The sequence below is a fragment of the Streptococcus sanguinis genome (assembly GCF_900475275.1).
Classification (GTDB): domain Bacteria; phylum Bacillota; class Bacilli; order Lactobacillales; family Streptococcaceae; genus Streptococcus; species Streptococcus sanguinis_N.
Map to the genome: position 1 here is coordinate 14,998 of NZ_LS483364.1, position 21,338 is coordinate 36,335.

At 45.4% G+C, this 21,338-nt stretch carries 13 protein-coding genes, 20 tRNA genes and 3 rRNA genes; all 36 read left to right on the top strand.

Annotated features, from left to right (window positions below):
- The first annotated feature begins 52 nt into the window (after nucleotides 1-52).
- The 36 genes from DQM55_RS00075 to DQM55_RS00250 all read left to right on the top strand — a co-directional run bounded on the left by DQM55_RS00075 (nucleotide 53) and on the right by DQM55_RS00250 (nucleotide 21,267).
- Nucleotides 53-124: transfer RNA gene (locus DQM55_RS00075), tRNA-Glu, on the top strand.
- 5 nt (nucleotides 125-129) lie between these two features.
- Nucleotides 130-203, top strand: a tRNA-Asn gene (locus DQM55_RS00080).
- Between the two features lie 212 nt (nucleotides 204-415).
- Nucleotides 416-901 (top strand): sigma-70 RNA polymerase sigma factor region 4 domain-containing protein, encoded by a 486-nt coding sequence (locus DQM55_RS00085; RefSeq protein WP_002894314.1) that lies wholly within the window; start codon nucleotides 416-418, stop codon nucleotides 899-901.
- Nucleotides 902-1,167: 266 nt separating this feature from the next.
- Nucleotides 1,168-2,715 (top strand): 16S ribosomal RNA (locus DQM55_RS00090).
- Nucleotides 2,716-2,779: 64 nt separating this feature from the next.
- Nucleotides 2,780-2,852, top strand: a tRNA-Ala gene (locus DQM55_RS00095).
- Nucleotides 2,853-2,979: 127 nt separating this feature from the next.
- Nucleotides 2,980-5,879 (top strand): 23S ribosomal RNA (locus tag DQM55_RS00100).
- Nucleotides 5,880-5,995: 116 nt separating this feature from the next.
- A 5S ribosomal RNA gene (gene rrf, locus DQM55_RS00105) occupies nucleotides 5,996-6,111 on the top strand.
- Together the 16S, 23S and 5S rRNA genes with 18 tRNA genes alongside form the textbook arrangement of a ribosomal RNA operon.
- Nucleotides 6,112-6,114: 3 nt before the next feature.
- Nucleotides 6,115-6,187, top strand: a tRNA-Val gene (locus tag DQM55_RS00110).
- Nucleotides 6,188-6,203: 16 nt separating this feature from the next.
- A tRNA-Asp gene (locus DQM55_RS00115) sits at nucleotides 6,204-6,276 on the top strand.
- 32 nt (nucleotides 6,277-6,308) lie between these two features.
- Nucleotides 6,309-6,381 (top strand) — tRNA-Lys (locus tag DQM55_RS00120).
- Between the two features lie 5 nt (nucleotides 6,382-6,386).
- Nucleotides 6,387-6,468 (top strand) — tRNA-Leu (locus DQM55_RS00125).
- A gap of 16 nt (nucleotides 6,469-6,484) precedes the next feature.
- A tRNA-Thr gene (locus tag DQM55_RS00130) sits at nucleotides 6,485-6,557 on the top strand.
- A 14-nt stretch (nucleotides 6,558-6,571) separates the two neighbouring features.
- Nucleotides 6,572-6,643 (top strand) — tRNA-Gly (locus DQM55_RS00135).
- Between the two features lie 7 nt (nucleotides 6,644-6,650).
- Nucleotides 6,651-6,736: transfer RNA gene (locus DQM55_RS00140), tRNA-Leu, on the top strand.
- A 31-nt stretch (nucleotides 6,737-6,767) separates the two neighbouring features.
- Nucleotides 6,768-6,841 (top strand) — tRNA-Arg (locus DQM55_RS00145).
- 20 nt (nucleotides 6,842-6,861) lie between these two features.
- Nucleotides 6,862-6,935, top strand: a tRNA-Pro gene (locus tag DQM55_RS00150).
- Between the two features lie 5 nt (nucleotides 6,936-6,940).
- Nucleotides 6,941-7,014 (top strand) — tRNA-Met (locus tag DQM55_RS00155).
- 13 nt (nucleotides 7,015-7,027) lie between these two features.
- Nucleotides 7,028-7,101: transfer RNA gene (locus tag DQM55_RS00160), tRNA-Ile, on the top strand.
- A gap of 12 nt (nucleotides 7,102-7,113) precedes the next feature.
- Nucleotides 7,114-7,203, top strand: a tRNA-Ser gene (locus tag DQM55_RS00165).
- A 19-nt stretch (nucleotides 7,204-7,222) separates the two neighbouring features.
- Nucleotides 7,223-7,296: transfer RNA gene (locus DQM55_RS00170), tRNA-Met, on the top strand.
- Nucleotides 7,297-7,301: 5 nt separating this feature from the next.
- Nucleotides 7,302-7,374: transfer RNA gene (locus DQM55_RS00175), tRNA-Phe, on the top strand.
- Between the two features lie 20 nt (nucleotides 7,375-7,394).
- Nucleotides 7,395-7,465: transfer RNA gene (locus tag DQM55_RS00180), tRNA-Gly, on the top strand.
- A gap of 33 nt (nucleotides 7,466-7,498) precedes the next feature.
- Nucleotides 7,499-7,572, top strand: a tRNA-Ile gene (locus DQM55_RS00185).
- A 9-nt stretch (nucleotides 7,573-7,581) separates the two neighbouring features.
- Nucleotides 7,582-7,669 (top strand) — tRNA-Ser (locus DQM55_RS00190).
- 72 nt (nucleotides 7,670-7,741) lie between these two features.
- Complete coding sequence (mreC, locus tag DQM55_RS00195; RefSeq protein WP_002901931.1) at nucleotides 7,742-8,557, top strand: rod shape-determining protein MreC; 816 nt, start codon at nucleotides 7,742-7,744, stop codon at nucleotides 8,555-8,557.
- A 1-nt stretch (nucleotide 8,558) separates the two neighbouring features.
- Nucleotides 8,559-9,059, top strand: a complete 501-nt coding sequence (gene mreD, locus DQM55_RS00200) for a rod shape-determining protein MreD (RefSeq protein WP_048773598.1) — start codon at nucleotides 8,559-8,561, stop codon at nucleotides 9,057-9,059.
- A gap of 96 nt (nucleotides 9,060-9,155) precedes the next feature.
- Nucleotides 9,156-10,370 carry a peptidoglycan hydrolase PcsB gene (gene pcsB / locus DQM55_RS00205; protein ID WP_011836283.1) on the top strand — a complete coding sequence of 405 codons (1,215 nt, stop codon included), beginning with the start codon at nucleotides 9,156-9,158 and terminating at the stop codon, nucleotides 10,368-10,370.
- Between the two features lie 124 nt (nucleotides 10,371-10,494).
- Nucleotides 10,495-11,460 (top strand): ribose-phosphate diphosphokinase, encoded by a 966-nt coding sequence (locus DQM55_RS00210; protein WP_002894321.1) that lies wholly within the window; start codon nucleotides 10,495-10,497, stop codon nucleotides 11,458-11,460.
- Between the two features lie 311 nt (nucleotides 11,461-11,771).
- On the top strand, nucleotides 11,772-12,341 hold the full coding sequence (locus DQM55_RS00215) for an LPKTxAVK-anchored surface protein (protein ID WP_002898847.1): 570 nt from the start codon (nucleotides 11,772-11,774) through the stop codon (nucleotides 12,339-12,341).
- Between the two features lie 94 nt (nucleotides 12,342-12,435).
- A complete protein-coding gene (gene srtB, locus DQM55_RS00220; protein WP_004185024.1) occupies nucleotides 12,436-13,278 on the top strand; it encodes a class B sortase, LPKTxAVK-specific in 843 nt (280 codons plus the stop codon).
- Nucleotides 13,279-13,458: 180 nt separating this feature from the next.
- Complete coding sequence (locus tag DQM55_RS00225; RefSeq protein WP_004185025.1) at nucleotides 13,459-14,631, top strand: pyridoxal phosphate-dependent aminotransferase; 1,173 nt, start codon at nucleotides 13,459-13,461, stop codon at nucleotides 14,629-14,631.
- Entirely contained in the window at nucleotides 14,624-15,397 is a 774-nt protein-coding gene (gene recO / locus DQM55_RS00230) for a DNA repair protein RecO (RefSeq protein ID WP_004185027.1), read from the top strand. The genes DQM55_RS00225 and recO overlap by 8 nt, the downstream gene beginning before the upstream one ends.
- A gap of 5 nt (nucleotides 15,398-15,402) precedes the next feature.
- The gene (plsX, locus tag DQM55_RS00235) at nucleotides 15,403-16,401 is read left to right on the top strand and encodes a phosphate acyltransferase PlsX (RefSeq protein WP_111675108.1); all 999 of its coding nucleotides are present in this window, start codon (nucleotides 15,403-15,405) and stop codon (nucleotides 16,399-16,401) included.
- Between the two features lie 2 nt (nucleotides 16,402-16,403).
- Nucleotides 16,404-16,652: an acyl carrier protein gene (locus DQM55_RS00240; RefSeq protein ID WP_002898839.1), complete on the top strand. Its 249-nt coding sequence runs from the start codon at nucleotides 16,404-16,406 to the stop codon at nucleotides 16,650-16,652.
- Between the two features lie 153 nt (nucleotides 16,653-16,805).
- Entirely contained in the window at nucleotides 16,806-17,513 is a 708-nt protein-coding gene (gene purC, locus DQM55_RS00245; protein ID WP_048773613.1) for a phosphoribosylaminoimidazolesuccinocarboxamide synthase, read from the top strand.
- 19 nt (nucleotides 17,514-17,532) lie between these two features.
- On the top strand, nucleotides 17,533-21,267 hold the full coding sequence (locus DQM55_RS00250; protein ID WP_111675109.1) for a phosphoribosylformylglycinamidine synthase: 3,735 nt from the start codon (nucleotides 17,533-17,535) through the stop codon (nucleotides 21,265-21,267).
- Nucleotides 21,268-21,338 lie beyond the last annotated feature (71 nt).

Sequence of the window (21,338 nt, forward strand, 5' to 3'; positions counted from 1 at the left end):
AAAGGAAGAAAAGCTGATATAATGGAATATGTTCTGCAGAGGGACAAAAAATGGTCCGTTGGTCAAGGGGTTAAGACACCGCCTTTTCACGGCGGTAACACGGGTTCGAATCCCGTACGGACTATATAATCCGCCATAGCTCAGTTGGTAGTAGCGCATGACTGTTAATCATGATGTCGTAGGTTCGAGTCCTACTGGCGGAGCTAGGTTTAAAAAATCAAATGTGTAAGCATCTGATTTTTTTTTGCTTTTATACTTCGCGCAATCCTCCCAAATGACTAAATATGTGCCTGAAATGACTTAAAAATAGTTATTCGAGTCAGAAGAGCTCCTGAAAGATGCTTTTTAGAAGAAAGAGCCCACCTTGCTTTCTATTTACAGTAGAATTAAGTCAAGTAAATTTTAAGGAGGAACTATGGATTTTAGAACTACTTATGAGAAGGTGAAATGGATAGTTTGGAAGTGTAAGAAAGACTATTATATTCATTTGTGGGAACATAGTGATTGGGAGCAAGAAGGAATGTTGGTTTTATACGAACTTCTGCTTAAAGAAAAAGGAATTGAAAACGATGAGGAAAAACTCTATCGTTATTTCAAAACAAAATTCAGAAATCATATACATGATAAAATTCGTAAACAAGAAAGCCAAAAGCGAAAATTGGACCGCCAGCCTTATGAAGAAGTGAGTGAGATTGGACATCGTTTGAAATCAAAAGAATTGTTTCTGGATGAGTTAGTTGCCTTCAGAGAAGCGATTGACAATTATAAAAGAACTCTTGATGATGTTGGATTGGATAATTATCAGAGGTTGATGAGCAACGAGCGCTTTAAAGGAAGAAGAGCCATGCTTAAAGATTTAAAAAATCACTTAAAAGATTTTCAAGATAATACGATTTTGTAATGAACAAACTTGATGACTTTATTTCTGTTTTACTAGAACAGCTTAGAGCATCAAGTTTTTTTATTAAATAAAAATAAAAAAAGATTAAAAAAGGTATTGACAGTTGGTGGGTATAGGTGATATACTAATATAGTTGTCGCGAAAGACAAAGCCCTTTGAAAACTGAACAAGACGAACCAAGTGCAGGGTGACATAGAGATATGTAACCTGTCAAAAAAACGAAAATAAATCTGTCAGTGGACAGTAATGAGTGCGAACTCAAACTTTTTAATGAGAGTTTGATCCTGGCTCAGGACGAACGCTGGCGGCGTGCCTAATACATGCAAGTAGAACGCTGAAGAGAAGAGCTTGCTCTTCTTGGATGAGTTGCGAACGGGTGAGTAACGCGTAGGTAACCTGCCTGGTAGCGGGGGATAACTATTGGAAACGATAGCTAATACCGCATAAAATTGATTATTGCATGATAATTAATTGAAAGATGCAATTGCATCACTACCAGATGGACCTGCGTTGTATTAGCTAGTTGGTGAGGTAACGGCTCACCAAGGCGACGATACATAGCCGACCTGAGAGGGTGATCGGCCACACTGGGACTGAGACACGGCCCAGACTCCTACGGGAGGCAGCAGTAGGGAATCTTCGGCAATGGGGGGAACCCTGACCGAGCAACGCCGCGTGAGTGAAGAAGGTTTTCGGATCGTAAAGCTCTGTTGTAAGAGAAGAACGGGTGTGAGAGTGGAAAGTTCACACTGTGACGGTATCTTACCAGAAAGGGACGGCTAACTACGTGCCAGCAGCCGCGGTAATACGTAGGTCCCGAGCGTTGTCCGGATTTATTGGGCGTAAAGCGAGCGCAGGCGGTTAGATAAGTCTGAAGTTAAAGGCTGTGGCTTAACCATAGTATGCTTTGGAAACTGTTTAACTTGAGTGCAGAAGGGGAGAGTGGAATTCCATGTGTAGCGGTGAAATGCGTAGATATATGGAGGAACACCGGTGGCGAAAGCGGCTCTCTGGTCTGTAACTGACGCTGAGGCTCGAAAGCGTGGGGAGCAAACAGGATTAGATACCCTGGTAGTCCACGCCGTAAACGATGAGTGCTAGGTGTTAGGCCCTTTCCGGGGCTTAGTGCCGCAGCTAACGCATTAAGCACTCCGCCTGGGGAGTACGACCGCAAGGTTGAAACTCAAAGGAATTGACGGGGGCCCGCACAAGCGGTGGAGCATGTGGTTTAATTCGAAGCAACGCGAAGAACCTTACCAGGTCTTGACATCCCTCTGACCGCTCTAGAGATAGAGTTTTCCTTCGGGACAGAGGTGACAGGTGGTGCATGGTTGTCGTCAGCTCGTGTCGTGAGATGTTGGGTTAAGTCCCGCAACGAGCGCAACCCCTATTGTTAGTTGCCATCATTCAGTTGGGCACTCTAGCGAGACTGCCGGTAATAAACCGGAGGAAGGTGGGGATGACGTCAAATCATCATGCCCCTTATGACCTGGGCTACACACGTGCTACAATGGCTGGTACAACGAGTCGCAAGCCGGTGACGGCAAGCTAATCTCTGAAAGCCAGTCTCAGTTCGGATTGTAGGCTGCAACTCGCCTACATGAAGTCGGAATCGCTAGTAATCGCGGATCAGCACGCCGCGGTGAATACGTTCCCGGGCCTTGTACACACCGCCCGTCACACCACGAGAGTTTGTAACACCCGAAGTCGGTGAGGTAACCGTAAGGAGCCAGCCGCCTAAGGTGGGATAGATGATTGGGGTGAAGTCGTAACAAGGTAGCCGTATCGGAAGGTGCGGCTGGATCACCTCCTTTCTAAGGAGTCCGTAAGGACACACGGAATGCACTTGGGTCTTGTTTAGTTTTGAGAGGGCTATGTGGGGCCTTAGCTCAGCTGGGAGAGCGCCTGCTTTGCACGCAGGAGGTCAGCGGTTCGATCCCGCTAGGCTCCATTATCTAGTTTTACTAGATAAAGAACTTGTCCATTGAAAATTGAATACCGATATCAAATAGTAACAAGAAAATAAACCGAAAACGCTGTGAAAATTAATGAGTTTAAGACTGAAAGGTCAAAAATAAGGTTAAGTTAGTAAGGGCGCACGGTGGATGCCTTGGCACTAGGAGCCGAAGAAGGACGTGACAAACGACGAAATGCCTCGGGGAGCTGTAAGTAAGCTTCGATCCGGGGATGTCCGAATGGGGGAACCCAACAGGTTGATGCCTGTTACCCATTTCTGTTAAGGGAATGAGGAGGAAGACGCAGTGAACTGAAACATCTAAGTAGCTGCAGGAAGAGAAAGCAAAAGCGATTGCCTTAGTAGCGGCGAGCGAAGAGGCAGGAGGGCAAACCGAAGAGTTTACTCTTCGGGGTTGTAGGACTGCAATGTGGACTCAGAATTTATAGAAGAATGACTTGGGAAAGTCAGCCAAAGAGAGTAATAGCCTCGTATTTTAAATAGATTCTGTACCTAGCAGTATCCTGAGTACGGCGGGACACGTGAAATCCCGTCGGAATCTGGGAGGACCATCTCCCAACCCTAAATACTCCCTAGTGACCGATAGTGAACCAGTACCGTGAGGGAAAGGTGAAAAGCACCCCGGGAGGGGAGTGAAATAGAACCTGAAACCGTGTGCCTACAACAAGTTCGAGCCCGTTCATGGGTGAGAGCGTGCCTTTTGTAGAATGAACCGGCGAGTTACGTTATGATGCGAGGTTAAGTTGAAGAGACGGAGCCGTAGGGAAACCGAGTCTGAATAGGGCGCTTTAGTATCATGATGTAGACCCGAAACCATGTGACCTACCCATGAGCAGGTTGAAGGTGCGGTAAAACGCACTGGAGGACCGAACCAGGGCACGTTGAAAAGTGCTTGGATGACTTGTGGGTAGCGGAGAAATTCCAAACGAACTTGGAGATAGCTGGTTCTCTCCGAAATAGCTTTAGGGCTAGCGTCGACATCAAGATTCTTGGAGGTAGAGCACTGTTTGGGTGAGGGGTCCATCCCGGATTACCAATCTCAGATAAACTCCGAATGCCAATGAATTATGGTCGGCAGTCAGACTGCGAGTGCTAAGATCCGTAGTCGAAAGGGAAACAGCCCAGACCACCAGCTAAGGTCCCAAAATAATTGTTAAGTGGAAAAGGATGTGGGGTTGCACAGACAACTAGGATGTTAGCTTAGAAGCAGCTATTCATTCAAAGAGTGCGTAATAGCTCACTAGTCGAGTGACCCTGCGCCGAAAATGTACCGGGGCTAAAACAATTTACCGAAGCTGTGGATACCTTTTATAGGTATGGTAGGAGAGCGTTCTATGTGTGGAGAAGGTGTACCGTGAGGAGCGCTGGAACGCATAGAAGTGAGAATGCCGGTATGAGTAGCGCAAGACAGGTGAGAATCCTGTCCACCGTAAGACTAAGGTTTCCAGGGGAAGGCTCGTCCGCCCTGGGTTAGTCGGGACCTAAGGAGAGACCGAAAGGTGTATCCGATGGCCAACAGGTTGAGATTCCTGTACTAGAGTATGAAGTGATGGAGGGACGCAGTAGGCTAACTCGTGCGTACGATTGGATGTACGTCTAAGCAGTGAGGCGTGGTATGAGTCAAATGCTTATACCTCTAACGTTGAGCTGTGATGGGGAGCGAAGTTTAGTAGCGAGTGAGTGATGTCACACTGCCAAGAAAAGCTTCTAGCGTTGTATCATACTCTACCCGTACCGCAAACCGACACAGGTAGTCGAGGCGAGTAGCCTCAGGTGAGCGAGAGAACTCTCGTTAAGGAACTCGGCAAAATGACCCCGTAACTTCGGGAGAAGGGGTGCTGACTTTGGTCAGCCGCAGTGAATAGGCCCAAGCAACTGTTTATCAAAAACACAGCTCTCTGCTAAATCGTAAGATGATGTATAGGGGGTGACGCCTGCCCGGTGCTGGAAGGTTAAGAGGAGTGCTTAGCGGTAACGCGAAGGTATGAATTGAAGCCCCAGTAAACGGCGGCCGTAACTATAACGGTCCTAAGGTAGCGAAATTCCTTGTCGGGTAAGTTCCGACCCGCACGAAAGGCGTAATGATTTGGGCACTGTCTCAACGAGAGACTCGGTGAAATTTTAGTACCTGTGAAGATGCAGGTTACCCGCGACAGGACGGAAAGACCCCATGGAGCTTTACTGCAGTTTGATATTGAGTGTCTGTGCCACATGTACAGGATAGGTAGGAGCCTATGAAATCGGGACGCCAGTTTCGATGGAGGCGTTGTTGGGATACTACCCTTGTGTTATGGCCACTCTAACCCGGTAGGTTTATCATCTACGGAGACAGTGTCTGACGGGCAGTTTGACTGGGGCGGTCGCCTCCTAAAAGGTAACGGAGGCGCCCAAAGGTTCCCTCAGACTGGTTGGAAATCAGTCGCAGAGTGTAAAGGTATAAGGGAGCTTGACTGCGAGAGCTACAACTCGAGCAGGGACGAAAGTCGGGCTTAGTGATCCGGTGGTTCCGCATGGAAGGGCCATCGCTCAACGGATAAAAGCTACCCTGGGGATAACAGGCTTATCTCCCCCAAGAGTTCACATCGACGGGGAGGTTTGGCACCTCGATGTCGGCTCGTCGCATCCTGGGGCTGTAGTCGGTCCCAAGGGTTGGGCTGTTCGCCCATTAAAGCGGCACGCGAGCTGGGTTCAGAACGTCGTGAGACAGTTCGGTCCCTATCCGTCGCGGGCGTAGGAAATTTGAGAGGATCTGCTCCTAGTACGAGAGGACCAGAGTGGACTTACCGCTGGTGTACCAGTTGTTCTGCCAAGAGCATCGCTGGGTAGCTATGTAGGGAAGGGATAAACGCTGAAAGCATCTAAGTGTGAAACCCACCTCAAGATGAGATTTCCCATAACGCAAGTTAGTAAGAGCCCTGAGAGAAGATCAGGTTGATAGGTTAGAAGTGGAAGTGTGGTGACACATGGAGCGGACTAATACTAATCGCTCGAGGACTTATCCTAGAATAAGAGCTTCATCAGAGTGCAGCGAATGGTTTAGAGGAATGTGAGATTTGATATTGTATTCAATTTTGAGTTGACAAGGCTTGTCTGAGAGGACAGGACAGTTAATTCAATAGTTAAGTGACGATAGCCTAGGAGATACACCTGTACCCATGCCGAACACAGCAGTTAAGCCCTAGAACGCCGGAAGTAGTTGGGGGTTGCCCCCTGTGAGATATGGTAGTCGCTTAGCGAAGGGAGTTTAGCTCAGCTGGGAGAGCATCTGCCTTACAAGCAGAGGGTCAGCGGTTCGATCCCGTTAACTCCCATATTCTGAAAAGAATAGGTCCCGTAGTGTAGCGGTTATCACGTCGCCCTGTCACGGCGAAGATCGCGGGTTCGATTCCCGTCGGGACCGTTGAAGTCGAGAAGATTTCAATAAAAGTAAGAGACTCGTTAGCTCAGTTGGTAGAGCATTTGACTTTTAATCAAAGGGTCACTGGTTCGAGCCCAGTACGGGTCATAAGAGCGGGTTTGGCGGAATTGGCAGACGCACCAGATTTAGGATCTGGCGCTTTAGGGCGTGGGGGTTCAAGTCCCTTAACCCGCATATAAGATAATAATGAGCCGGCTTAGCTCAGTTGGTAGAGCATCTGATTTGTAATCAGAGGGTCGCGTGTTCAAGTCATGTAGCCGGCATTTTTGAATAGGATGCGAACGTAGTTCAGTGGTAGAACATCACCTTGCCAAGGTGGGGGTCGCGGGTTCGAATCCCGTCGTTCGCTTGAGGCGGCCGGGGTGGCGGAACTGGCAGACGCACAGGACTTAAAATCCTGCGATTGGTAACGATCGTACCGGTTCGATTCCGGTCCTCGGCATAGACTTGTAAGAGGCAGTAGAAGAAGATGAGCACCCTTAGCTCAACTGGATAGAGTACCTGACTACGAATCAGGCGGTTAGAGGTTCGACTCCTCTAGGGTGCATTAAGTGAATAACTTAAGTTCGGGAAGTAGCTCAGCTTGGTAGAGTACTTGGTTTGGGACCAAGGTGTCGCAGGTTCGAATCCTGTCTTCCCGATAGATGGCGGTGTAGCTCAGCTGGCTAGAGCGTCCGGTTCATACCCGGGAGGTCGGGGGTTCGATCCCCTTCGCCGCTATAATGATCTTGTCGGACCTTTAGCTCAGCTGGTTAGAGCTCTCGGCTCATAACCGAGTGGTCGTAGGTTCAAGTCCTACAAGGTCCATAATGTTATCTTGGAGGATTACCCAAGTCCGGCTGAAGGGAACGGTCTTGAAAACCGTCAGGCGTGTAAAAGCGTGCGTGGGTTCGAATCCCACATCCTCCTTAGGGACGAATAGTAATGACGCGGGATGGAGCAGCTAGGTAGCTCGTCGGGCTCATAACCCGAAGGTCGTAGGTTCAAATCCTGCTCCCGCAATAATTGGCTCGGTAGCTCAGTTGGTAGAGCAATGGATTGAAGCTCCATGTGTCGGCGGTTCGATTCCGTCTCGCGCCATACATTATCATAGTGGTGATGCGGGTGTAGTTTAGTGGTAAAACTACAGCCTTCCAAGCTGTTGTCGCGAGTTCGATTCTCGTCACCCGCTTTGAACGAAAGTTCATACCAAGTTTTCAAACTTGGGCGCGTAGCTCAGGTGGTTAGAGCGCACGCCTGATAAGCGTGAGGTCGGTGGTTCGAGTCCACTCGTGCCCATTAAATATTGGAGAATTACTCAAGAGGCTGAAGAGGACGGTTTGCTAAATCGTTAGGTCGGGTTACCGGCGCGGGGGTTCGAATCCCCCATTCTCCGTATAATGAGGAGTTTAGCGTTTGCTATCTCCTTTTCTTATACTTTCTCGTCCTGTTTAGTGAGGTTTTTCTGATGAATCGATTTAAAAAATCTAAGTTTCTAATTTCTTTTTTTGTATTAGTTGTTGCAATGACGATACTCATCCTATCTACCTCTTCTAGTTGGTTTGTATCAACTACTTCAAATATTATTTCATTGGTAGATAGACTTGTCGGCTCTCCTTTTGCTTTTGTAGCTGATAAAAAAGAAGAAATGTCAGATTTGATGTCTACTTATAGAGAGAATCAGCAGCTCAAGAAAAATCTTTATGAGGTTGAGGAAAAGGCTGGGAAGGCAGATTCCTTAGAAGATGAGAATGAGCAGTTACGAAAACTTCTGGAATTTAAAGAGGCTGATAAAAATCAAACACAAATTGCCAGCGAAGTGATTGCCCGTACGCCAGCATCCTGGAAAAATGAGCTGACTATTGACAAGGGGACATCTGATAATGTGACAGATGCTATGCTAGTAGTCGCTAATGGTGGTCTGGTCGGAAGTGTTTCTGAAACTAGTAGTCAGTCTAGCTTGGTTTCTCTACTGACTAACGAGGAAAACTCAACTAAAATTTCTGTTAGAATTCAAACTAAGTCTGGTCTAGTTTATGGGATTATTACGGGTTATGATGCAAAAAACTCTGCTTATATCATCAGTCAGTTAAATAGTGCTGAAGATATAAAAGAGGGAGATGAGGTGGCAACCAGTGGCTTGGGTGCTTATAATGCAGAAAATATTCCTGTCGGTAAGGTACTTTCCGTGTCTGAGGCTAAGGATCAGTTAAACAAGATTGTTCTGGTTAAGCCAGCTGCGGATTTGTCGGATATCCGTGCTGTAATGTTGGTAGGGAACTGATATGAGAGATATTAAAGAACATCTTTTGACTCCTATTATTTTATTTTTTGTCTTATTGATAGACGGACAAATTTCGACTTTTCTGGCTAATATTCTGCCTTTACAATGGCATTTAGTCAGTCATTTTATCTTTATTTTCATGCTTTTTGTTTCCATCAATCTCTCTAGAAACTACAATATTCTCTTATTTTGCTGTTTGGGGTTGATTTATGATGTTTACTATTTTCATACCATCGGTATTGCTCTTATTCTTTTTCCTCTTTTAAGTCTCTTGGTTTGTCAGTCTAGTTCAACTATGCTTTTAAATACATTTACTCGCTTTTTATCTGTTTTGATTCTTGTATTTTTATTTGAATTAACTAGTTTTGCTTTTGCAGTATTTTTGAATCTTTCTAGTCTGAATTTACAGGATTTTGTCCTTAGCAGTCTGGTACCGACTATCCTTCTCAATAGCCTGATATTCCTCATTTTTCAGCCTATTTTCGAAAAAATGTATTTATGATAAACAAGAAATAAAAATGTAATAAAGGCGTAACATATGATACAGCATTTTCTGGTATACTAGTTAATGTCTTATAAGAAGGAGTGTATTATTTTTATGAAGAAAAAACTACTCACATCAATTTTATTGAGTACGGTTATCCTTTCACAAGGAGCTGCACTTGTGAGCGTTAAAGCGGAGACAACTGATGAAAAGATTGCTGCACAAGACAGCAAGATTAACAGTTTGACAGAGCAACAACAATCAGCTCAGGCACAAGTCAACGAGATTCAAGGCCAAGTATCTGCTATTCAAAAGCAACAAGAAGAGCTTAAAGCAGAAAATGAAAAATTGTCTGCTGAATCTGCAAGACTTTCTGCTGAGATTGATGAACTGTCTAAAAACATCGTAGCTCGTAATGAGTCACTTGCAAATCAAGCTCGCAGTACCCAAACAAATGGAACTGCTACTAGCTACATCAATACAGTTGTAAATTCTAGCTCTATCACAGAAGCTATTTCTCGTGTAGCAGCTATGAGCGAAATTGTTTCAGCAAATAATAAAATGCTGGAACAACAAAAGAAAGATAAAGAAGTAATTGCTGAAAAGCAAGTTGCGAATAATGAAGCTATCAATACTGTAATTGCTAACCAAGAGAAGTTAGCTGATGATGAGCAAGCTTTGGCAACAAAACAAGCTGAACTGAAAGCAGCTCAGGCAAGTCTTGCAGCTGAAAAAGCGACTGCTGAAAACGAAAAGAATTCTCTTCTTGAAGAAAAAGCAGCAGCTGAAAAAGCAGCAGCTGAAGCGGCAGCTCGTGAAGCAGCTTATAAAGCAGAGCAAGAATCAAAACGTCAAGCAATTGAAGCTTCAGGAAATACTACCCTGCAAGCTCAGGTTCAAGCAGTTGTTAATTCAGCTCCAGCAGCTGAAGCAGCGGCTCCAGCAGCACCTGCAGTAACTCAATCTGTTGCCCGTGCGAATAGACCAGTTTATAGCTCGTCTGCATCTTCTTATCCAGTAGGTCAATGTACTTGGGGTGCTAAGACATTAGCTCCTTGGGCTGGCGATTACTGGGGTAATGGCGGACAATGGTCTGCAAGTGCAGCAGCAGCAGGCTTCCGTGTTGGTTCACAGCCAGAAGTTGGAGCGATCGCATGTTGGACTGACGGTGGATATGGACACGTTGCAGTAGTAACAGCTGTTCAATCTACTACAAGCATCCAAGTATCAGAAGCAAACTACCTTGGACAACAATCAATTGGTAACTACCGTGGATGGTTTAATCCAACAACTGCACAAGGTACAGTTTCATATATCTATCCGAACTAATCAGTAAAAAGCGCCTCTGGCGTTTTTTATTTTTAATTGAAAAATCAATTGAAAAAAGTTACAATGGTAGTTGGGAAAAGTTGTAATTGGACAATGAAAGACGATTTAGAATCTGGAGGGAATCATGTCTTTTTCTGATTTAAAACTCTTTGCTCTTTCTTCTAATCAAGAATTAGCGCAGCGTGTTGCTCAAGAGATTGGATTGCCACTTGGGAAATCAACTGTTCGTCAGTTCTCTGATGGAGAGATTCAAGTGAATATTGAAGAATCTATTCGAGGGAAACACGTCTTTATTTTGCAGTCTACCAGCTCGCCAGTCAATGATAATTTGATGGAAATCTTGATTATGGTAGATGCTTTGAAACGGGCTAGTGCTGAATCCATCAACGTTGTCATGCCTTACTATGGCTATGCTCGGCAGGATCGCAAGGCTAGAGCTCGTGAGCCAATTACATCTAAATTAGTTGCTAATATGTTGGAAATTGCTGGTGTGGATCGGATGCTGACTATTGACTTGCACGCAGCGCAAATCCAGGGCTTCTTTGATATTCCAGTGGATCACTTGATGGGTGCACCTTTGATTGCAGATTACTTTGAGCGCCGTAATATGACAGGGGGCGACTATGTGGTAGTCAGTCCTGACCATGGTGGTGTGAGTCGGGCTCGTAAGTTAGCAGAGTTTCTGAAAACACCGATTGCCATTATTGATAAGCGTCGCAGCGTAGACAAGATGAATAGCAGTGAAGTTATGAACATCATTGGTAAGGTGGAAGGAAAAACTTGTATCTTAATTGATGATATGATTGATACAGCAGGGACTATCTGCCATGCAGCTGACGCTCTCGCTGAAGCAGGGGCTGTAGAAGTCTATGCTAGCTGTACGCATCCAGTCTTGTCTGGTCCAGCTATGGATAATATCCAAAAGTCGGCGATTAAAAAATTGGTTGTGCTGGATACAATTTATCTGCCTCAAGAGCGCTTGATTGATAAGATTGAGCAGATTTCAATTGCGCATCTTTTAGGGGAAGCCATTGTCCGTATTCATGAAAAACGGCCGCTGTCACCCTTATTTGAAATAGGGAAAAAATAATCTGATATATATGGCTGGGATACTTGATTCCTAGCCTCTTTTTATTTTGTTTCTACTATCTTTTTTAAAAAATCCGACATTTACTTTAAAAGAAAAATCAAATTACTTGATGTTTCAAATATAAATAAATGACCATTTAAATAGTTGGTAAATTGACAATTTGTCTCATCCCTTGGTATTCTTTGATTTTAGAAATTTTTATGTAGTAAAATTCTTGACTTTTTTAAGAGTTCGAACTATACTTAGTAGTAGGTAATATTAGGTAACGGGGAGTTACAATTATTTTTGAAAAGTAACGAGGAGATGAGATAATGAAAAAGGTTTTGCTTTCAAGTGCTGTGGCCCTTTCACTTTTCGCGGCTGCTGCACCAGTATTTGCTGAGGGTACAGCCAGTCTTTGGGTTAATGACATTGATAATAATGAAGTTCCCCAAGGCAGTACGGACTCAGAATCTAATAAAGTTATGGATGAACTGCAGGCCTATAGAGATGCACAATCAGCTCTGGATCAGCAAGTTGCTGAAGCTAAGAAAGCTCCGGTTGGTAAAAGTGCTGTGATGGAGGATCAGGCTGGTAACAAAGTTCTTGTTATTGGTGAGGGAGAGTCGGCCAATGCTGATCAGCCTTCAGTGGCACCATCTACTACAGATCCATCTACACCGGCTTATTCGGCAGCACCTTACTCCACAGCCTCTTCATCAGTTCCGACTTTTCCAGCACCGTCTCAATCTTCGGCAGCATCCTCTTCAGCAGCAGGAAAAAAGAAGGCTAAAAAATCAGAAAATAAAGCAAAAAAAGCTCCGGAAGCAAAAGAAGAGAACAAGGAAAATGAGGAAAATTCTGAAGAAAAGTCACTTCCTAAGACAAGTGCAGTCAAATAATTTTGTCTTTAATTTGTGCTAACGCCTAAATATCACTGAGCCTTTGTTCGGTGATATTTTTTGTAAAAAATGAAAAATAAAGGATTTTTAGATTATGCAAGAAAAAGATAGGAGTCAAGCTTCGAATAAGAAACAGCTCTTTGTTGTTGGCATTTGCCTCCTGCTGATTGTTCTGGTTATTTTTTCTGTTTTTTATGCTTTCCGTTCATCAGCATCAGGCAGTAAGCTTCGAGTTTCGCATCCTAGCAGGATTGAAACGTCAAGCTCATCTGCATCTTCAAGTCAGACAGAAAAGGAATATTTAGCAGAGCGTTTTTCTAAACTGAAGGCTGTGAATTCAGAAACGATAGGCTATGTCTATGCTCCTGGTACACAGTTGGATGAGCCAGTGGTGCAAACGAAAGATAATGCGACTTATCTGCTGAAGACTTTTGAAGGAAAGCAAGAGCCCTATATGGGAGCGGTCTTTATGGATAAGGACAATCATAAAGATTTCAGCGATCGTCTGACTTGGCTTTTCGGGCATGCTCGGGGTAGCAAGGCAGGAGATCATCGCATGTTTAATGATGTCAACTACTATGATCGTCAGGATTATTTTGACAAACATAGATATGTCGTGATTGAGACTCCTGAGCGTAAGTATTATTATCAAGCTATGGGACTGGTAATCGTGCCGGAAGAGACAGCTTTTTATCGGACGGAGTTTAAGGATGACGAGGACTTTACAACTCAGCTTAGAAATATCTATGAGGCTGCTCGGACAAAGGATCCCAAGATAAAGATTAATGCGAGTGACCGGTATTTAGTTCTCTCAACCTGCCGTGAGGAAGATGACACGATTCGTTCTAACCTTTATTTGCGGCAGATTTCTGATTTAGAACTGCCAGATTTTCTGGCCAAGCATGGCAAGGAATTAACTTATACTCCGACTCGTTGACTGGCCAGTCACGTGAGATGCAGCTATAACCACTATCTGCCAGAGAAGAATTTTAAGGCAAGGAAAAAAGGGACTGAGTGCAAAGCTTAGTCCTTTTTCTGCATAAGAAATCATGTAATAGCTTTTGCTATGCTTCTGCATTTATAGTATAATAGTTCTATTGAGCGGCTGGAGGTATGTATGGATTTAAGTAAGAAATTTAATAAAAACTTAGAAAAAATAGAAATTTCGCTGATTCGTCAGTTTGACCAATCAATTTCTGCTATTCCCGGAGTTCTTCGGCTGACCTTAGGGGAGCCGGATTTTACGACACCGGATCATATCAAAGCAGCAGCCAAGGCGGCGATTGATGCTAATCAAAGTCACTACACTGGCATGAGCGGTCTCTTGGAGCTGCGTCAGGCGGCTAGCAGATTTGTGAAAGGAAAGTACAATCTGCACTATCGCCCAGAAGATGAGGTCTTAGTCACTATTGGCGCAACAGAGGCCTTGTCGGCTACGCTGACAGCTATTCTAGAAGAAGGAGACAAGGTCTTGCTGCCAGCTCCTGCTTATCCAGGCTATGAGCCCATTGTCAATCTAGTAGGGGCGGAGATTGTCGAGATTGACACAACGGCCAATAACTTTGTCCTCACTCCAGAGATGCTGGAAGCAGCTATTTTAGAGCAGGGTGAGCAGCTAAAAGCGGTCATTCTCAATTATCCAGCCAATCCGACCGGCGTGACTTATTCGCGGGAGCAGATAAAAGCTCTGGCTGATGTCCTAGGAAAATACCAAGTATTTGTGGTCTGTGATGAGGTCTATTCTGAACTGACCTATACGGAGCAGGGGCATGTCTCCATCGCGGAGTATCTGCCAGACCAAACTATCGTCATCAACGGCCTGTCTAAGTCTCATGCCATGACTGGCTGGCGGCTGGGCTTTATCTTTGCTCCAGCAGTTTTCACTGCCCAGCTGATTAAGAGCCATCAGTATCTCGTAACAGCGGCCAATACTATGGCTCAGTTTGCAGGCATTGAAGCCTTGACAGTTGGTAAAGATGATGCGGAGGCAATGAAGGCTGAGTATATACAGCGCCGCGATTATATCATAGGGAAAATGGCTGAGCTAGGCTTTAAGATTATCAAACCAGACGGGGCTTTTTATATCTTTGCTAAGATACCAGATGGTTATAATCAAGATTCTTTTGCTTTTCTGCAGGATTTTGCAGAGAGGAAGGCTGTGGCCTTTATCCCGGGAGCAGCTTTTGGTCAATACGGGGAAGGCTATATCCGTCTGTCCTATGCGGCTAGTATGGAGACGATTCGAGAAGCTCTGAAGCGCCTCAAGGACTACATGGAGGACTATGCTTAAATCTCTAACAAGTCAAGGTCTGGTTCTCTATAACCGCAATTTCCGTGAGGATGATAAGCTGGTCAAGATCTTTACGGAACAGGCTGGCAAGCGTATGTTTTTCGTCAAGCATGCTGGGAAATCTAAGCTAGCACCCGTCATTCAGCCTTTGACTGCGGCGAACTTACTGATGAAAATCAATGATGATGGTCTTAGCTATATCGAGGACTATCAAGATGTGGTCACCTACCATCGCATCAATGAGGATTTATTCATCATGGCCTATGCCAGTTATGTGGCAGCCTTGGCAGATGCCAGTCTTCAGGACAATCAGCCGGATCCGGCGCTCTTTGCTTTTCTGCAGAAAACCCTGGAGCTGATGAATAATGGTCTGGACTATGAGGTGCTGACCAATATCTTTGAGATTCAGATTTTATCACGTTTTGGAGTTTCGCTGAACTTCCATGACTGTGCCTTTTGTCATCGGACAGGTTTGCCTTTTGACTTCTCTTTCAAATATAGCGGAGTCCTTTGCCCTGATCATTACCATCAGGATGAACGGCGCTGTCATCTGAATCCTAATCTTCCTTTTCTGCTGGATCAGTTTCAGGCAGTCCGCTTTAGCGAATTGGAGACCATTTCTTTGAAGCCAGATATTAAAAAGCAGCTGCGGAATTTTATCGATCTGCTCTATGATGAATATGTCGGCATCCATCTCAAATCCAAAAAATTTATAGATTCTCTGGGGGACTGGGGAAGCATTTTAAAAGATAAGAACGAGGAATAAATCGAATGAAAAAAATAGCTGTTGATGCTATGGGAGGGGACAATGCCCCTCAGGCTCTAGTCGAAGGAGTCAATCAAGCAGTACAGGAGTTTTCGGATATTGAAATTCTCCTTTATGGCGATGAGGCGAAAATTAAGCCTTATCTGACTGCTGGTGAGCGGGTCCGCATCATCCACACGGAGGAAAAGATTGACTCGGACGACGAGCCGACCAAGGCCATTCGTCAGAAGAAAGAGGCTAGTATGGTGCTGGCAGCCAAGGCTGTGAAGGCAGGGGAGGCAGATGCCATGCTGTCTGCTGGAAATACTGGAGCGCTTTTGGCGGCAGGTTTCTTTATCGTAGGGCGTATTAAGAACATTGACCGACCGGGTCTCTTATCTACTATGCCAACGGTTGGAGGTCAGGGATTTGATATGCTGGATCTGGGAGCCAATGCTGAAAACACAGCCCATCATTTACACCAGTATGCGACTTTGGGTTCTTTCTATGCTGAAAATGTCCGAGGAATCAAGAAGCCACGGGTGGGGCTCTTGAATAACGGAACAGAAAGCAGCAAGGGCGACCCTCTGCGCAAGGAAGCCTATGAGCTTTTAGCTGGGGATTCAACACTTAACTTTATCGGCAATGTAGAAGCGCGTGATTTGATGGATGATGTGGCGGATGTTGTCGTTGCAGATGGCTTTACTGGTAATGCAGTTCTGAAATCAATCGAAGGAACTGCTATCAGTATCATGGGTCAGCTGAAGAAGTCTATTTTAGGCGGTGGTTTTAAGGCTAAATTGGGAGCTTGGCTGCTCAAGGATAGCCTGCGAGGGCTCAAAAATAGTCTAGACTATTCTAGTGCAGGCGGTGCAGTTCTATTCGGCTTGAAAGCGCCTGTTGTCAAAACGCATGGCTCTAGCGATGCTAAGGCTGTTTATAGCACGATTCGTCAGATTAGGACCATGCTGGAAACAGATGTTGTTGGTAAATCGGTCGTTGAATTTTCAGATGCAAAGGAGTAAACATGAGCGAAAAAGAAATTTATGCAAAAATTGTCGAAATCATTCAAGAACATGACAGCAGTAAGCTGCATGTCACTCCAGAGTTGAATTTGAAAGAAGAACTGGGAGTGGACTCTGTGGATTTGATGGAATTTATCATCAATCTGGAAGAAGCTTTTGATATTGAGATTCCTGATGAGGATATGGATAACTTCAAAACAATTTCCGATGTGGTGGCTTATATCCACGAAAAACTGAAGAAGCAGCATTAAAAATCAAAGATCGGTATCTTCCGGTCTTTTTTCGTATCTTGGAAAGGAAACGATTTCTTTAACTGGATACAGAAAGTTTATACGGAATTTCTTGTAAAATATATTCAAAGATGATAAAATGAGGGTACAAAACCACGAAAGGCGAATATTAAAATGTCTAATAAGTTGTTATATTCGGGAAAAGCTAAGGATATTTTCTCTACAGATGATGAGCAAGTCATTCTGGCGCGCTACAAGGACCAGGCAACGGCTTTTAATGGAGTCAAGAAGGAGCAGATTGCTGGTAAAGGAGTGCTCAACAACCAGATTTCATCTTTTATTTTTGAGAAACTCAATGCGGCTGGAGTGGCGACGCATTTTATTGAGAAGGTCTCGGATACGGACCAGCTAAATAAAAAAGTAGAGATTATTCCTTTGGAAGTGGTGCTGCGCAACTACACAGCAGGTTCTTTTTCCAAGCGTTTTGGAGTAGAAGAGGGCATCGCGCTTGAAACTCCGATTGTGGAATTTTACTACAAAAATGATGATTTGGACGATCCATTCATCAATGATGAGCATGTGGAATTCTTGAAGATTGCCAGCGATAAAGAAATTGCCTTTTTGAAAGAGGAGACTCGTCGAATCAACGAGCTTTTGTCAGACTGGTTCCGCCAAATCGGACTGAAATTGATTGATTTTAAGTTAGAGTTCGGCTTTGACAAAGATGGCAAGATTATTCTGGCAGATGAATTTTCACCAGACAATTGCCGCCTCTGGGATGCGGAAGGCCATCACATGGACAAGGATGTTTTCCGGCGCGGACTTGGTGAACTGACAGATGTCTATCAGGTTGTTTGGGAAAAATTGCAGGCGATTAAGTAAGGGCAGGGTGTGAAAAATCATGGACAAGCGTATTTTTGTAGAGAAGAAGAGCAACTTCGGTGTGAAGTCACAGAGCTTGGTGAGAGAGCTGACGCATAATCTTCAGTTGAAAACATTGTCAGATCTTCGGATGATTCAAGTTTATGATGTCTTTCATCTGGCAGAAGATTTGGTCGCTCGGGCTGAAAAGCATATTTTCTCTGAGCAAGTGACAGATAGATTGCTGACGGCGGAGGAAGTAGAGGCTGCACTTGCAGAGACAGCGTTTTTTGCCATCGAAGCGCTGCCGGGGCAGTTTGACCAGCGGGCAGCCAGCTCTCAGGAGGCTCTCTTTTTGCTCGGCGCTGGGACAGATGTTCTGGTGAGGACCGCGCAGCTTTATTTGGTCAATAAAGACATCTCAGACAGCGAGTTAGCAGCGATCAAGAAATACTTGCTGAATCCGGTTGATTCACGCTTTAAAGATATTGAGCAGACGATCCAGCTGGAGCAATTCTTCGAGTCAGATAAGACCATTCCGGTTCTGGACTTCTTTAAGGACTATACGGAAGCGGACTTTAAAGCCTATAAGCAGGAGCATGGTCTGGCTATGGAAGTAGCAGACTTGCTCTTCATTCAGGACTATTTCAAATCGATTGGTCGTTTCCCGACGGAGACTGAGCTTAAGGTTTTAGATACTTACTGGTCCGACCACTGTCGGCATACGACCTTTGAGACGGAGTTGAAGAAGATTGATTTTTCAGCTTCTAAGTTTGAAAAGCAGCTGCAGGCCACTTATGATAAATACTTGGCTATGCGAGATGAGCTGGGACGTGGTGACAAACCGCAGACTCTCATGGATATGGCGACTATTTTTGGTCGCTACGAGCGAGCTAATGGCCGTCTGGATGACATGGAAGTGTCTGATGAGATCAATGCCTGCTCAGTAGAGATTGAAGTGGATGTGGATGGCGTCAAGGAGCCTTGGCTGCTGATGTTTAAAAATGAAACCCACAACCACCCAACAGAAATTGAGCCCTTTGGTGGGGCTGCGACCTGTATCGGAGGAGCCATTCGTGATCCGCTTTCTGGTCGTTCTTATGTTTATCAGGCTATGCGAATTTCAGGTGCGGGTGATATTACTCAGCCGATTGCTGAAACGCGGGATGGCAAGCTCCCTCAGCAGGTCATTTCAAAAACTGCAGCGCATGGCTATTCTTCCTATGGGAATCAAATTGGTCTAGCAACGACCTATGTCCGTGAGTATTTCCATCCAGGCTTTGTAGCCAAGCGGATGGAGCTGGGTGCGGTTGTCGGTGCGGCTCCTAAGGAAAATGTCGTCCGTGAAAAGCCAGTAGCAGGTGATGTGGTTATCTTGCTGGGAGGCAAGACAGGCCGTGATGGTGTCGGCGGTGCCACTGGCTCGTCCAAAGTACAGACAGCTGCGTCTGTGGAGACGGCTGGTGCGGAAGTCCAAAAAGGAAATGCTATTGAGGAGCGCAAGATTCAGCGCCTCTTCCGCGATGGCAATGTAACTCGCCTCATTAAGAAATCCAATGACTTTGGGGCTGGTGGGGTCTGCGTAGCTATTGGTGAATTGGCGGACGGACTGGAAATTGACCTTGACAAGGTACCACTCAAATACCAAGGACTTAACGGTACAGAAATCGCGATTTCTGAATCGCAGGAGCGAATGGCTGTGGTGGTCCGCCCAGAAGATGTGGAACAATTTATCGCTGCGGCAGCTAAGGAAAATCTGCTGGCAGTCGTTGTGGCTAAAGTGACAGAAAAGCCAAATCTGGTTATGCACTGGAACGGGGAAACTATCGTGGATATTGAGCGGAGTTTTCTGGATACCAATGGTGTGCGTGTGGTTGTGGACGCCAAGGTTGTGGATGCCCAAGCAGCATTGCCAGGGCAGACTGTGACTTCTGAAGCGACTTTGGAGCAGGACCTCAAGAGCTTGCTCAGCGACCTCAATCATACCAGTCAAAAGGGGCTGCAGACTATCTTTGACAGCTCTGTTGGCCGTTCTACTGTTAATCATCCAATTGGCGGGCGCTACCAAATTACGCCGACTGAGGCTTCTGTGCAGAAACTGCCAGTTGAGCATGGCAAGACAGAGACAGTATCTGTGATGGCGCAGGGCTACAATCCTTATGTGGCAGCTTGGTCACCTTATCATGGAGCAGCTTATGCAGTGATTGAAGCGACAGCTCGCTTGGTTGCTGCTGGTTCGGACTGGTCCAAGGCTCGCTTCTCTTATCAGGAATACTTTGAGCGGATGGATAAGCAGGCCGAGCGTTTTGGACAGCCGGTCTCTGCTCTGCTTGGTTCGATTGAAGCCCAGATTCAGCTAGGTTTGCCGTCTATTGGTGGTAAGGATTCCATGAGCGGAACTTTTGAAGAATTGACCGTACCGCCGACCTTGGTAGCTTTTGGAGTGACTACTTCAACTGCTGGGCGTATCCTGTCTCCAGAGTTTAAGGCGGCAGGAGAGTCTATCTACTATCTGCCAGGACAGATCCTGTCTCAGGATATTGACTTTGACTTAATCAAGAATAACTTTGAAAATTTTGCGGCCATTCAGGCCAAGTATCAGATTACAGCAGCCGCCGCTGTCAAATACGGTGGCCTAGCAGAGAGCCTGGCCTTGATGAGCTTTGGTAATCGCATCGGTGCTCAGGTGGATGTTGCTGATCTGCCTTCCGTTTTGCAGGCGCAGTTGGGCGGATTTGTCTTTACCAGTCTGGAGCAGGATATTCCAGGTGCGGTGAAGATTGGTCATACCAAGCCAGACTTTACACTGATTGTCAATGGTGTTCAGCTTGAGGGAGCAGAGCTTTTGGCAAGCTTTGAAGGCCGACTAGAGCCTATATACCCGACAGAATTTAAACAGGAAACAGTTATTGAAGAAGTGCCGGCTTTTGTCGCTGATACAGTTATCAAAGCCAAAGAGACAGTGGCGGAGCCGTTGGTTTACATTCCAGTCTTCCCTGGAACCAACTCAGAATATGACTCAGCCAAAGCCTTTGAAGCAACTGGAGCCAAGGTCAATCTAGTTCCCTTTGTCACTTTGGATGAAGCAGCTATTGTCCACTCCGTTGACAGCATGGTTGACAACATTGACAAGGCCAATATCATCTTCTTTGCAGGCGGCTTCTCTGCTGCAGATGAGCCAGATGGATCAGCTAAGTTTATCGTCAACATCTTGCTAAACGAGAAGGTCAAGAAAGCCATCGATGCTTTCATCGCCCGCGGCGGTCTCATCATTGGTATCTGTAATGGATTCCAAGCTCTGGTTAAATCTGGCCTTCTTCCATACGGAAACTTTGAAGAAGCAGGGGCTAGCAGTCCAACTCTCTTTTACAATGATGCCAACCAGCACGTGGCTAAGATGGTTGAAACCCGTATTGCCAATACCAACTCGCCTTGGCTGGTTGGTGTGCAAGTGGGAGATATCCATACCATTCCGGTTTCACATGGTGAAGGGAAATTTGTCGTGACGGCTGAGGAGTTTGCTGAGCTGCGTGACAATGGTCAGATTTGGAGTCAGTACGTAGACTTTGATGGTCAGCCAAGCATGGACAGTAAGTATAATCCAAACGGCTCTCTCTATGCTATCGAAGGGATTATGAGCAAGAACGGCCAAATCATCGGAAAGATGGGCCACTCAGAACGTTATGAAGACGGTCTTTTCCAAAATATTCCAGGTCAGAAAGACCAGAAATTGTTTGAAAGTGCCGTTCGTTATTTCCAAGCGAGTCACGAATAAAGTTGGCTTGCAAGAGCAAGCAAAAAAGAGTCTGCTTGGCCTGGAAGGCCAGGTTTTCTCCCTTTTACAAG